Source organism: Achromobacter xylosoxidans (assembly GCF_002192695.1).
Taxonomy (GTDB): Bacteria; Pseudomonadota; Gammaproteobacteria; order Burkholderiales; family Burkholderiaceae_B; genus Achromobacter; species Achromobacter xylosoxidans_C.
Map to the genome: position 1 here is coordinate 85034 of NZ_MTLG01000053.1, position 12589 is coordinate 97622.

12 protein-coding genes are annotated in these 12589 nt (G+C 65.2%); 4 read left to right on the forward strand and 8 right to left on the reverse strand.

Going from position 1 to position 12589, the window contains the following annotated elements; translation table 11 throughout:
• Positions 1-228: 228 nt before the first annotated feature.
• The 5 genes from nth to fdxA all read right to left on the reverse strand — a co-directional run bounded on the left by nth (position 229) and on the right by fdxA (position 4291).
• The gene (gene nth, locus BRO63_RS06865; protein ID WP_054450563.1) at positions 229-864 is read right to left on the reverse strand and encodes an endonuclease III; all 636 of its coding nucleotides are present in this window, start codon (positions 862-864) and stop codon (positions 229-231) included.
• Positions 861-1505: an electron transport complex subunit RsxB gene (gene rsxB / locus BRO63_RS06870; RefSeq protein ID WP_088139021.1), complete on the reverse strand. Its 645-nt coding sequence runs from the start codon at positions 1503-1505 to the stop codon at positions 861-863. Before rsxB ends, nth begins: the two co-directional genes overlap by 4 nt.
• Before the next feature lie 174 nt (positions 1506-1679).
• Positions 1680-2906: a polyhydroxyalkanoate depolymerase gene (locus BRO63_RS06875; RefSeq protein WP_088139022.1), complete on the reverse strand. Its 1227-nt coding sequence runs from the start codon at positions 2904-2906 to the stop codon at positions 1680-1682.
• 211 nt (positions 2907-3117) lie between these two features.
• Positions 3118-3918 carry a ferredoxin--NADP reductase gene (locus tag BRO63_RS06880; protein ID WP_088139023.1) on the reverse strand — a complete coding sequence of 267 codons (801 nt, stop codon included), beginning with the start codon at positions 3916-3918 and terminating at the stop codon, positions 3118-3120.
• A 49-nt stretch (positions 3919-3967) separates the two neighbouring features.
• Positions 3968-4291: a ferredoxin FdxA gene (gene fdxA / locus BRO63_RS06885; protein WP_006389264.1), complete on the reverse strand. Its 324-nt coding sequence runs from the start codon at positions 4289-4291 to the stop codon at positions 3968-3970.
• Between the two features lie 156 nt (positions 4292-4447).
• On the opposite strand from fdxA, the gene pncB reads away from it, so the two are divergent.
• Both pncB and BRO63_RS06895 read left to right on the forward strand, forming a co-directional pair.
• Positions 4448-5623 carry a nicotinate phosphoribosyltransferase gene (gene pncB / locus BRO63_RS06890; RefSeq protein ID WP_173143444.1) on the forward strand — a complete coding sequence of 392 codons (1176 nt, stop codon included), beginning with the start codon at positions 4448-4450 and terminating at the stop codon, positions 5621-5623.
• Positions 5624-5695: 72 nt separating this feature from the next.
• Positions 5696-6046, forward strand: a complete 351-nt coding sequence (locus BRO63_RS06895; RefSeq protein WP_042796825.1) for a RidA family protein — start codon at positions 5696-5698, stop codon at positions 6044-6046.
• 96 nt (positions 6047-6142) lie between these two features.
• On the opposite strand, the gene BRO63_RS06900 is transcribed toward BRO63_RS06895, so the two are convergent.
• Together BRO63_RS06900 and BRO63_RS06905 are read right to left on the reverse strand one after the other, a co-directional pair.
• Positions 6143-6652 carry an NAD(P)H-dependent oxidoreductase gene (locus BRO63_RS06900; protein WP_088139025.1) on the reverse strand — a complete coding sequence of 170 codons (510 nt, stop codon included), beginning with the start codon at positions 6650-6652 and terminating at the stop codon, positions 6143-6145.
• Positions 6649-7482, reverse strand: a complete 834-nt coding sequence (locus BRO63_RS06905; protein ID WP_088139026.1) for a M90 family metallopeptidase — start codon at positions 7480-7482, stop codon at positions 6649-6651. Before BRO63_RS06905 ends, BRO63_RS06900 begins: the two co-directional genes overlap by 4 nt.
• A 105-nt stretch (positions 7483-7587) precedes the next feature.
• Between BRO63_RS06905 and BRO63_RS06910 the strand changes: the two genes are divergently transcribed.
• The gene (locus BRO63_RS06910; protein WP_088139027.1) at positions 7588-9855 is read left to right on the forward strand and encodes a RelA/SpoT family protein; all 2268 of its coding nucleotides are present in this window, start codon (positions 7588-7590) and stop codon (positions 9853-9855) included.
• Positions 9856-9892: 37 nt separating this feature from the next.
• On the opposite strand, the gene BRO63_RS06915 is transcribed toward BRO63_RS06910, so the two are convergent.
• On the reverse strand, positions 9893-11206 hold the full coding sequence (locus BRO63_RS06915; protein WP_088139028.1) for an MFS transporter: 1314 nt from the start codon (positions 11204-11206) through the stop codon (positions 9893-9895).
• Positions 11207-11326: 120 nt separating this feature from the next.
• On the opposite strand from BRO63_RS06915, the gene argE reads away from it, so the two are divergent.
• Positions 11327-12478 carry an acetylornithine deacetylase gene (argE, locus tag BRO63_RS06920; RefSeq protein ID WP_088139029.1) on the forward strand — a complete coding sequence of 384 codons (1152 nt, stop codon included), beginning with the start codon at positions 11327-11329 and terminating at the stop codon, positions 12476-12478.
• Positions 12479-12589: the final 111 nt, after the last annotated feature.

Sequence of the window (12589 nt, forward strand, 5' to 3'; positions counted from 1 at the left end):
TATTTATCAAAATTCCATGAGGGTTTGTCATAGGTTTTGCAGTGCGGCAAGGGCAATTGTCGGCAGGCCGACAATGCTTGCGCCACAAGGGAAGAGAGCCTTTCCGTAATGGAAATGCAATGCAGCAAATATGCGTTGATCGTCATCAACGCCTGATGGATTTGAGAGCGAGGGAAAACCCGATTTGCGTGCGCCGAATGCCGTGTCGGCGCATAAGCTTATGCGCCGTCAGGCGGGCGTCTTCTGCTTGAATTCGCAGAGATCGGAAATACCGCATTGAGGGCATTTGGGCTTGCGCGCGACGCAGACGTAGCGGCCCAGCAGGATCAGCCAGTGATGCGCATCCTGCATGTATTCGCGCGGCACGAACTTCTCGAGCTTCTGTTCGACCTCCAGCACGTTCTTGCCGGGCGCGATGCCGGTACGGTTCGATACGCGGAAGATGTGCGTGTCCACCGCCATCGTCGGTTGCCCGAAGGCCGTGTTGAGCACCACGTTGGCGGTCTTGCGCCCCACGCCGGGCAGGGCTTCGAGCGCCTCGCGCGTCTGCGGCACTTCGCCGCCGTGCTGCTCGATCAGGATCTTGCAGGTGGCGATGGTGTTCTTCGCCTTGGTGCGGTACAGGCCGATGGTCTTGATGTAATCCGCCAGGCCTTCTTCGCCCAGCGCCAGCAGGGCCTGCGGCGTGCCGTAAGCAGGGAAGAACTTGCGCGTGGCGATGTTGACCGATTTGTCGGTCGCCTGCGCCGACAGCAGCACCGCGATCAGCAACTGGAACGGCGTGTCGTACTCGAGCTCGGTGGTCGGGTGCGGATTGGCGGCCTGCAGGCGGGCGAAGATCTCTCGGCGTTTGGCTGCGTTCATGATTGCGTGGGGTTGCGGCGGGCCCGTGCGCGGGCCAGCGCGGATTCAATGGCGGAGCGCTTGCGGTCCTCGTTGCGCGCTTCGTCGGCGGCGGGAGCAGGCGTGCTGGGCACGGCGGTGGGCTCGGGCGCCATCAGGCGCGCGTTGTCGGCGGCCAGTCGTTCGGTGCGCGCCAGATGGCTGCGGTGGCGTTGGCGGCTGATGGCGGCATCGTGCGAACCCCAGGCGCGGCCTGCCGGCACCATCTGGATGCAATCGACCGGACAGGGCGCCACGCACAGGTCGCAGCCGGTGCACCAGTCGGCCAGCACGGTATGCATATGCTTGTTGGCGCCCACGATGGCATCCACGGGACAGGCCTGGATGCACAGCGTACAGCCGATGCAGTGCGCTTCGTCGATGCGCGCGACCAGCAGCGGACCGGGTTCGCCGCGGCTGGCGTCCAGCGGCAGGACGGGGGTATCGAGCAGGGCCGCCAGCGCGGCGATGCCTTCATCGCCTCCCGGAGGGCAACGGTTGATCGGGGCGGAGCCGTCCGCGATGGCGTCGGCATAGGGCCGGCAGCCGTCATATCCGCACTTGGTGCATTGCGTCTGGGGCAGCAAGGCATCGATGCGGTCGGCTAGTGAGCGACAGGACATGGATGTGAAGAAGAAATCGTGGGACGGGGGCGCGAAAGACGGAAGCCAGGGATCCCAATGCAGATCGCGCGCAACCCATCAAACAGCAGTGATATTTCTAGCCACCGCTGTTTGATGGGTTGCGCGCGTCGGAGGTCCGGGCCTTAGTCCGGCTTGGCTCGCGCTACACCCATCCTACGCAGATTGCCGGATGAATTCGGCAATTTTAGGACAGATCATTTCGCGCCAGCGGCGGCCCGAGAAAATGCCGTAGTGGCCGCAGTTGGGCGCCGTGTAGTGCGTCTTGCGCTCGGCCGGGATGTTCTTGCACAGCTTGATGGCGGCGCGGGTCTGGCCCTGGCCCGAGATGTCGTCCAGTTCGCCTTCGATGGTCAGAAGGGCGACCTTCTTGATGTCCGCCGGGCGCACCAGCTTGCCGTCCACTTCCCAGGTGCCGTTGGGCAGCTGGAATTCCTGGAACACCATGCGGATCGTGTCCAGGTAGAACTCGGCTGGCATGTCCAGCACGGCGTTGTATTCGTCGTAGAAGCGGCGGTGCGCTTCGGCGTCGCTGTCGTCGCCGCGCAGCAGGTCCAGGTAGAAGTCGTAATGCGACTTCATGTGGCGGTCGGGGTTCATGGCCATGAACCCCGCGTGCTGCAGGAAGCCCGGGTAGACCTTGCGGCCCGCGCCCGGATAGCGCGGCGGCACCGGATGGATGACCTGGTTCTCGAACCAGCTGTAGGGCTTGGTCGTGGCCAGGCGGTTCACCTGCGTGGGCGACTGGCGCGGGTCGATGGGACCGCCCATCATCACCATGCTGCGCGGCTGGCAGGGATCGTTGGCAGAGGCCATCAGCGAGACGGCGGCCAGCACCGGCACCGTGGGCTGGCACACGGAAATCACGTGCACGTCTGGGCCCAGGTGGCGGATGAAGTCCTGCACGTAGCGCACATAGTCGTTCAGATGGAACGGACCGGCCGACAGCGGCACCATGCGGGCGTCGACCCAGTCGGTGACGTAGACGTCGTGCGCGGGCAGCAGGGCGCGCACGGTATCGCGCAGCAGCGTGGCGTGGTGGCCCGACAGCGGCGCGACCAGCAGGACCTTGGGATCGCCGTGGCCGGCGTGGCGGACGTCGCGCTGGAAGTGCAGCAGGCGGCAGAAGGGCTTGTCCATCGCCACGCCTTCGATGACGCGGACGGACTTGCCCTTGATCTCGGTGGTGGGCAAATTCCAGGCAGGCTTCTGGTATTCCTTGCCGATGCGGGTCATCAGCTCATACCCGGCCGCCATCTGGCGGGAAATCGGGGTATAGGCGAGAGGGCTGTAGGGGCTGGAAAACAGCTGGGAACCGGCGTCCGTGAATGCTGCGAACGGAGTCAGGAAGGCGCGCTGCATTTCGTGCAATTGATACAGCATTTGAGGAAAGTCCTTCTGGGTCGTGCGTGTGTCCCGATTATTGCTCTGGGGACTAACGATATTTCTAAACAGCCTTAAGAAACGCCGACAAAAAAAGCAAATCTGTTGCTAAAAAGCGACCCAATACCCATTGAGCACCAGTTTAGGGCGCTTTTTACACCCTGCTGTCATATCAAAGGGAGGATTTATGCACTAAGTCGGACGGAGAGAACTACCAGTAGTTTTCGACCGCCAGATTGCCGGGGATGCCACGGCGTCCCGGCTTGAAACCGCGTTCGCCCAGTAGCTTGCGGGCGTCGGCCAGCATGTCGGGGTTGCCGCAAAGCATGATCTTGGCCACCGCGGGATCCAGCGGCTGGCCCGCCAACTGCTCCAGGCGACCATCGGCGATCAAGGTGGTCAGGCGTTCCTGCGGCATGCCGGGCAGGGCCTCGCGGGTGGCGATGGGCAGGTAGACGAGCTTCTGCGGATCCGCGGCAAAAGCCTCGGCCAGTTCGGGCTGATTGCGCCAGGATTCGATTTCGCCGCGGTAGGCGAGCTCCGCGGCGGTGCGCACGCCGTGCACCAGGATGATGCGGCGGTAGGCGCGCCAGACGGCGGGGTCGCGCAGGATCGACAGGTAGGCCGACAGGCCGGTGCCCGAGGCCAGCAGCCAGAGATCGCCGCCCGGCGCGAAGCGCTCCAGGGTCAGGAAGCCGTAGGGAGCCTTTTCCACATACAGGGAATCGCCCGGCTGCAGCCGCGCCATGCGCGGGCTGAACAGGCCTTCGGGGACCACGATGGAATAGAACTCCAGCCAGGGTTCGTGCGGCGCCGACACCATGGAATAGGCGCGCCACAGTGTGGGCGTGTCGTCGGCAGCGCCGGCCTCCGGCAGACCGACCCGGGCGAACTGGCCGGGCTGGAACGTATACGCGTCGTCGCGCGTCACACGCACGGAGAACAGCTTGTCGGGCACCCAGGTTTGGACGTGGGTTACGGTCTGGCGCGTGTATTTGGAGTCGTCGGTCATCGGCACATCGCGCGAGGCCGGCCGCCAGGCTGGGGCCGGCGTTCGCGGATTATTTTTCCAGGTATTGCAGCTTGTCCTGCTTGCCGTTCCATTCGTCGGCGTCGGGCAGGGGCTTCTTGGCGCGGCTGATGCTGGCGAACTCGGGCGAGAGTTCGGCATTCAGGGCGATGAAATTCAGTTGGTCCTGCGGCACGTCTTCTTCGGCGTAGATGGCATTGGCCGGGCATTCCGGGATGCAGACGGCGCAGTCGATGCATTCGTCAGGGTCGATCACGAGGAAGTTCGGACCCTCACGAAAACAGTCCACCGGGCACACGTCTACGCAGTCGGTGTACTTGCACTTAATACAGTTTTCGGTGACAACGTGGGTCATTCAGGAACTCCGGGAGCGGCGGCTTTTGTGTCTTGTTGGGCGGATTTTACCCAATGCCGCGCCGATGTGCCGGCAATACCCGTATTGACATAGTGGCCCTTCGCCCTTAACGCGGGGGGCTCTATGCTATGGTGTCGCGAAACGAAACGCGCCATCATGATAATCACTTCGCTGCTCGACACCGATCTGTATAAATTCAGCATGATGCAGGTGGTTCTGCATCAGTTTCCCGCTGCCCAGGTCGAGTACCGTTACAAATGCCGCACGCCCGGGGTCGACCTGCGTCCCTACCTGGATGAAATCCGCGAAGAAGTACGCCTGCTGTGCCAGCTGCGCTTCACCGAGGATGAACTTAAATATCTGGGCGGCTTGCGCTTTATCAAAAGCGACTTCATCGATTTCCTGGAACTGTTCCACCTGCCGGAGCGCTGCATCCACATCGGCGTGGGCGAGGGGCCGGGCGAAATCAGTATCGAGGTCAAGGGCCCCTGGCTGCACACGATTTTGTTCGAGATCCCGGTGCTGGCCATCGTCAACGAGGTCTATTTCCGCAATACGCGCAAGAACCCCGACTGGGAAGAGGGCCGCAAGCGCTTGCAGTCCAAGATGCACCTAGTGCTGGACGATCCGGCGCTGGCCGATTTCCGCGTGGCCGAATACGGCACGCGGCGCCGCTTCTCCAAGGTGTGGCACGAGGAGATCGTGTCGACCATGAAGGCGCAGATGGGCGAGCACTTCGCCGGCACCAGCAATGTGCTGCTGGCCAGGCAGCACGAGGTCCTGCCGCTGGGCACCATGGGCCACGAGTACCTGCAGGCCTGCCAGGCGCTGGGCCCGCGGCTGCGCGATTCGCAGGTGTACGCGCTGGAAGTGTGGGCCAAGGAGTACCGTGGCGACCTGGGCATCGCGCTGTCGGACGTCTACGGCATGGATGCTTTCCTGCGCGATTTCGACATGTATTTCTGCAAGCTGTTCGACGGTGCGCGCCACGACTCGGGCGATCCCTTTGTCTGGGGCGAGCGCCTGCTCGAGCACTACCGCAAGAACCGCGTGGATCCGCGCGCCAAGACGCTGGTGTTTTCGGATTCGCTGACCTTCCCGCGCGCCATCGAGCTGGCCCGCCAGTTCTCCGGCCGCTGCAAGGTATCTTTCGGCATCGGCACCAATCTGACCAACGATCTGGGCCACGAGCCCTTGCAGATCGTCATGAAGATGGTCCGCTGCAATGGCCAGCCGGTGGCCAAGGTGTCCGACGCGCCGGAAAAGACCATGTGCGACGATCCGGCCTACCTGGCCTATTTGCGCCAGGTATTCCAGCTGCCTCCCGCCTGAGGGCGGCTCGGGGTAAATTGCGGGTTCTTCTGCATTGTTCCACCCAACCCACTCGAATCTAGGGGATTATTCATGAGCAGCATCAAGCGCTTCCACGTGGCCAAGCGCCTGTCCGACATGGCCGTGTACAACGGCGTCGCGTACCTGGCCGGCCAGGTGCCGGACGATTCCACGCTGGACATCACCGGCCAGACCGAACAGGTGCTCGCCACGATCGACCGCCTGCTGGCCGAAGCCGGCACCGACAAGACCAAGATCCTGATGGCCCAGATCTACGTGGCCAACATGAAGGAATTCGATGGCATGAACAAGGCCTGGGACGCTTGGGTCGCTGACGGCAATTCGCCCCCGCGCGCCACGGTTGAAGCCCGCCTGGCCAATCCGGACTACAAGGTCGAAATCGTCGTGACGGCTGCCGTCTAAGACGCTTGCCGCGTCGGGCGCCATGGGCGCCTGATGCGTGCAGGGGGGACGGGAAGGCGCGTGCGCCACCCGTCTCTTCATCCCGCGTTGTGCCGGCTACTGCCCGAGCAACAGCGTCGCGGCCAGCAGGCCGCCCAATTCCTCGCATTTCACAATATCCGCGCTCGCCACGGTCTTGGGCGCCAGGATCTGCTGCGCCGTCTGCGCACCCATGTTGACGATGAGCGGTGGCGCCAGGGCGTTGAGCCGCCAGCCGGTGCAGATGCGCTCGACCTGCCGCGCCGCACCCGCGCCGTCGCTGCCCGCGCTGATGGCGCAGGCATAGGGCAGCCCTTGTATCCGGTCCAGCACCGCGTAGTAGTTGCGGTCGAAGAATTCCTTCATCTCGCCGCTCAGCGAGGCCAGGTTCTCGGGGGCGCAGAACAGATAGGCCTGGCTGGCGAGTAGTTCTTTGGCCTGCGTGTCGGCGGCCCGCCGCAGGACCACGTTCAGGTCGGACGCCTGTTCCAGTTGCGTGGCGGCCGCGCGCGCGCCGCGCGCCGCGGCCTCGGCCATCTGCCGTGCGGCGCCGGTGCGCGAATGCCACACGATCAGCAGCTGTTTCATGCGTAGCGTTCCAGGGGATCCTGCCGGTAGTAGGCTCGCAGCAGCCCATACCACTGTGGCAGCGCTTCGTGCATGGCGTAGGGGTCCACGAAGAAGTGCTCAGAGCTGACCGCGAAGAATTCGGCTTCGTCGGTGGCGGCATAGGGGTCCATGGGCAACTGGCCGTACCAGGCGTCGGCGGCCTCGCTTTCCGGATCCACGTCGTGCGGGATGGCGGCCTCGACCGCGTCCACCGCCGCGATGAAGCGGTCCAGGCTGTCGTCCAGGATGCGGCGCCAGGCCTGGGGCTTGAGTTCGGGGTGCGCGGCCAGCGAGGGCATGCCGTCGGCGTAGCCCGAGCGCAGGTCCAGTTTGTGGGCGAACTCGTGGATGACCACGTTGAAGCCGCCATCGGAGAGTTGCGTGTCTTCCCAGGACAGCACCAGCGGCCCGCCTTCCCAGGCTTCGCCCGCCGCGTCTTCCATGTATTCGTGCACCACGCCGTCGTCGTCCTGGCTGGAGCGCGGGATGCGGAAGCTGGCCGGGTACACGATGATCTCGTCCCAGCCTTCGTACAGCTCCGGCGCGAGGTTGAGGATGGGCAGGCTGGCCTGGGCCGCGATGCTCAGGCGCATGAAATCCGAGACCTCCAGGCCTTGCGCGCCATTGATGTGCTTGCTGGCCAGAAGCCAGGCGGAACGCGCCTGCAACTGGGCCGCTTCTTCGGCGTTCAATGCCGCCAGGAACGGGTGGGCATCCAGCACCTGCTGCCACAATTCCGGCGAGATGCGGGCCTGCATTTCTGCCACAGCGGAGGGGCGGGCGCCCCGGCCCTTCAGCCAGCGCAACATAAGCTTCGGTTCCTTCCATATGCCGGGGCTAGCGGCTTCTTTTGGTGTCTACAAACCCTAGTGTAGAGTGTCGGGATATCAAACTACATCCGCCTGCCGTCCGTCATGTCCGCCCCGCCTGTTCCCGACGCGCCTACGCCTTTCGACGCTTCCTGGCGGCAGGAGGTAGGCGTCGGCCTGGACGCCGACGGCATGGCGCTGATCGACCGGGCGGTGGCCTGGGCCGAGCCGCGTTTCGAAGGACAGCAGGCGCTGACCGGAGAACCCCTGGCCGGGCACGGCGCGGGCGTGGTCCGCATCCTCGCGGCCTTGCATACCGATGCCGCCACCCGCGCCGCGGCGCTGCTAGCGGCACTGCCGACCGACCTGATGGCGCCCGCGCCGTCCCTGCGCAACGATCCGGTCGCGACGGCCTTCGGCGCCGAGATCGCGCGCTTGCTGCAAGGCACGCGCGCGTTGCTGCGGCTGGGTGTGGTGGCGCGGCAGGCGAGCGACGCCGCGGCCGAAAGCGGTTCGCAAAAAGAAATGCAGCGCAAGATGCTGCTGGCCATGGCGGCGGACCTGCGCATCGTGCTGATGCGGCTGGCGTCGCGGCTGCGCACCTTGCGCTGGCATGCCGAAAGCAAGGCGCCGTGCTCCACCGATTTCGCCCGGGAAACCCTGGACTTGTATGCGCCGCTGGCGAACCGCCTGGGGATCTGGCAGATCAAGTGGGAAATGGAAGACCTGGCGTTCCGCTTCCTGGAACCTGAAAAGTACAAGCAGATCGCCCGCCTGCTGGAAGAAAAGCGGGTGGAGCGCGAGGCCTTCATCGCCGGCGCGATCCAGCGCCTGCAGACCGGATTGGCCAAGGCGGGGGTCGAAGCCGAGGTCAGCGGCCGGCCCAAGCACATCTACAGCATCTGGAACAAGATGCGGGTGAAGCGGCTGGATTTTTCGCAGATGTACGACCTGCGCGCGCTGCGCATCATCGTGGACGACGTGCGCGGCTGCTATACGGCGCTGGGCATGGTGCATGAAATGTGGACGCCGATCTCGGAAGAATTCGACGACTACATTTCGCGGCCCAAGCCCAACGGCTACCGGTCGCTGCACACGGTGGTGGCCGACGACGACGGCCGTCCGTTCGAAGTGCAGATCCGCACGCGCGAAATGCACCAGTTCGCCGAGTACGGCATGGCTGCGCACTGGCGCTACAAGGAAGCGGGCGCCAAGGGCGGCCAGGTGGCGGCCTCCAGCGAATACGACCGGCAACTGGCGTGGATGCGCCAGCTGCTGGCCTGGAACAGCGATGTCGAGGGCGGCGGCGAACCCGCCCAGCCCGCGCCCGCCAAGCCGGCATCGGGCAAGCAGCGCGGCCCGGCGACGGCGCCGCCCCATACCGATGAGCGCATCTACGTGCTGACGCCGCAGGCGCGCGTGATCGAATTGCCCGCCGGCGCCACGCCGGTGGATTTCGCCTATCACCTGCATACCGACCTGGGCCACCGTTGCCGCGGCGCGCGCGTCGATGGGCAGATGGTGCCGTTGCAGACCCATTTGTCCACCGGCCAGACCGTGGAGATCATCTCCGCCAAGTCAGGCGGGCCGTCGCGCGACTGGCTCAACCCGCAGCTGGGCTTTCTGGCCAGCCCGCGGGCCCGCGCCAAGGTGCGCATGTGGTTCAACGCCATCGAGCTGCAGCAGCGCATCACCCAGGGCCAGGCGCTGGTCGAAAAGGAATTGCAGCGCCTGGGCAAGACCGCCGTCAACCTGGAGCAGTTGGCGCAGAACCTGGGGTTCGCCCGCGCCGACGACCTGTACGTGGCGGCGGCCAAGGAAGAGTTCAGCCTGCGGCAGATCGATACCCTGTTCCAGCAGCCCGGGCCGGCCGTCGAGCCGCAGCCGGCCGCCTTGCGCCACGCCAGCGCCGGCAGCGCCGAGAAAAGCGGCAAGAGCGGCGTGCTGGTGGTGGGGGTGGGATCGCTCTTGACGCAGTTGGCGCGCTGCTGCCGTCCGGCGCCGCCGGACCCCATCGCGGGCTTTGTCACGCGCGGGCGCGGGGTGTCGATCCATCGCAGCGATTGCCACAGCTATCTGGCGCTGGCGGCGCGCGAGCCCGAGCGCGTCATCGAGGTGGCCTGGGGCGAGACTGCCGACACGTTCTACCCCGTGGACATCAGTGTGCGCGCGCACGACCGTTCCGGCCTGCTGCGGGACCTGTCCGAAGTCTTCGCGCGGCTGCGCCTGAACGTGGTAGGCGTGAACACGCAGAGCAAGCAGTCGCTGGCCCATATGGTGTTCACGGTGGAAGTGCGCGGCGGGGAATCCCTGTCGCGCGCGCTGGACGCCCTGGCTGAAGTGCAGGGCGTGTCGTCGGCGACGCGCCGCTAGAAACCCGGACCGCGTACGGTCCGGGCGGGCGCGGTGCTCAGTCGTCCAATTGCTCGTGCGCGCGCTCGCGCATGTAGAACGCGGCGATCAGGCCCAGCGCCACGCCGAACATCACGTAGTAGGCGGGCGCCATCGGCGAGCCGGTGGTCTTGATCAGCCAGGTCACGATGAACTGCGCGAAGCCGCCAAAGATCATCACGGCCACGTTGTAGGCCAGGGACAGGCCCACCGACCGCACGCGCGCCGGGAACAGTTCCGCCATCACCGTGCTGAACACGCCGAAGAACGCCGACACGAACAGGCAGACCACGACCTGCACAGTCAGCAGGCGGCCGATGGAGGGGGCGTCCGACAGCCAGTAGTACAGCGGATACAGCACGATCAGGTAGCCGATGAGCGAGCCGATCACCAGGGGGCGGCGGCCGATGCGGTCGGACCAGGCGCCCATGAAGGGCGTCAGCAGCACCATCAGCGCCGCGCCCGCCATCTGCACCAGGAAGGTCTGGTTCAGCGGCAGCTTCAGGATCTGCGTGGAGTAGGTCACCAGGTACGTGAAGGTGATGTAGATGGACACGGTCGCGGTCACGACCAGGCCCACGCCGATCAGCGTTTCGCGGGTATGCGTCTTCAGCATCTGGCCCAGGCTCAGGCGCTGGACTTCACCGCGCGCGGCAGCCTGGCGTTCTTCTTCCTTCATCTGCTTGAAAGCGTCGGTTTCGTCGACGTTACGGCGGATATAGATGGCGATGGGGACAATTACCAGGCCGAAGGCGAACGGCAGGCGCCACGCCCAGTCGGCGATCTGCTGCGGGGTGAAGAACTCGGTGATGAGCGTGCCGCAGGCCGCGCCGATCAGCAGCGCGAGCATCTGGCCGGCCATCTGCCAGGAGCCGTAGAAACCGCGTTTGCCGTTGGGCGCCATTTCGATCAGCAGCGCGGTCGATGTGCCGAATTCGCCGCCGGCGGAGAAGCCTTGCAGGAGGCGCGCGATCAGGATGAAGATCGGGGCCAGGATGCCGGCTGCGTGATAGGTGGGGGCCACGGTGATCAGCGCGATCGACACGGCCATCAACGAGGTCACCATGACCATGGCCGCCTTGCGGCCTTTCTTGTCGCCGTACAGGCCGAGGATGATGCCGCCGACCGGACGCATGAAGAAGCCGACGCCGAAGATGGCGGTGGTCATCAGGATGGCGTTCAGCTCGCTACCGGGAATGCTGGGGTCGGTGGGAAAGAACAGCTTCGCAATGATCGGCGTCATGAACGCGAACACCAGGAAGTCATACCATTCGAGGGCATTGCCTATTACTGCCGCCACGATGTTGCGTGTGGGAACTGCTTTGTGCTGCACGGTTTCTCCTTGGGGTTTGCCTAACCGGGCGACATTCTAGGCGCTTGCGCATCCTGGCCCTTCGGAGACGCGGACGCGCGCTGGCCTTACACTCCTGTTTTTCCCCAAGAGAGTAGTGACATGAACGCGCGCACCTGGCTGGAAACGCTGGTTGGCTTTGACACCACCAGCCGCAATTCCAATCTTGCCCTGATCGAAACCGTCCGGGATTGGCTCAAGGGCCAGGGCGTCGACGCATGGCTGGCGCACAATCCGGAGCGCACCAAGGCCAACCTGTTCGCCACCTTGCCCGCGCAGGACGGCGGCATGCAGGGCGGCATCGTGCTGTCGGGCCACACCGACGTGGTGCCGGTGGACGGCCAGGACTGGAGCACGGATCCGTTCAAGCTCGTCGAAAAAGACGGCCTGCTCTACGGCCGCGGCAGCTGCGACATGAAGGGCTTCATCGCCAGCTCGTTGGCGCTGGTGCCGGAATTCCTGGCCATGCCGCGCAAGAAGCCGATGCATCTGGCGTTCTCGTATGACGAGGAAGTCGGCTGCGCCGGCGCGCCCTACATGCTGGCCGACTTGCATGAGCGCGGCATTCGCCCCGAAGGCTGCGTGGTGGGCGAGCCCACCGGCATGCAGGTGGTGGTGGCGCACAAGGGCATCAACCTGTTCCGCTGCAAGGTGCACGGCAAGGCGGCGCACTCGTCGCTGACCCCGCGCGGCTGCAACGCCATCGAGTACGCGGCCCGCCTGATCTGCCGCATCCGCGACCTGGCCGACAGCTTCAAGGCCAATGGCCCCTATGACCAGTTCTACGACGTGCCGTTCTCGACGATGACCACCAACCAGATCCGGGGCGGCATCGCGGTCAACACCATCCCCGAGCTGTGCGAATTCACCTACGAATTCCGCAACCTGCCCGGCATGCAGCCCGACGGGATCCAGGCAGAAGTCGAAAAATACGTGCGCGAAGAGCTCCTGCCGCGCATGAAGGCCGAGTTCGACGGCGCCAGCATCGAAATCGAAACCGGCGCCGCGGCTCCCGCCCTGGAAGCTTCCGAGGAGGCCGCCATCACCCAGCTGGTGCGCGCGCTGACCGAAGACCGCGCCACCCGCAAGGTCGCCTACGGCACCGAGGCCGGCCTGTTCCAGGGCATCGGCATCCCCACGGTGGTCTGCGGCCCCGGCCACATCGAACAGGCCCACAAGCCCAACGAGTACGTCGCGTTGGACCAGCTGGCCGCCTGCGACACCTTCCTGCGCCGCCTGGGGCAGTCGCTCTGAGGGCAGGCTGGCGGTTCCCGGGGCGGCGCGCGGCCTTGCGCCCGGCCGCTCCCGGCGTCAGGTAAAATGACGGGTTGCAAACCGGATTTGCGGCCGGCAGTGGCCGCCGCG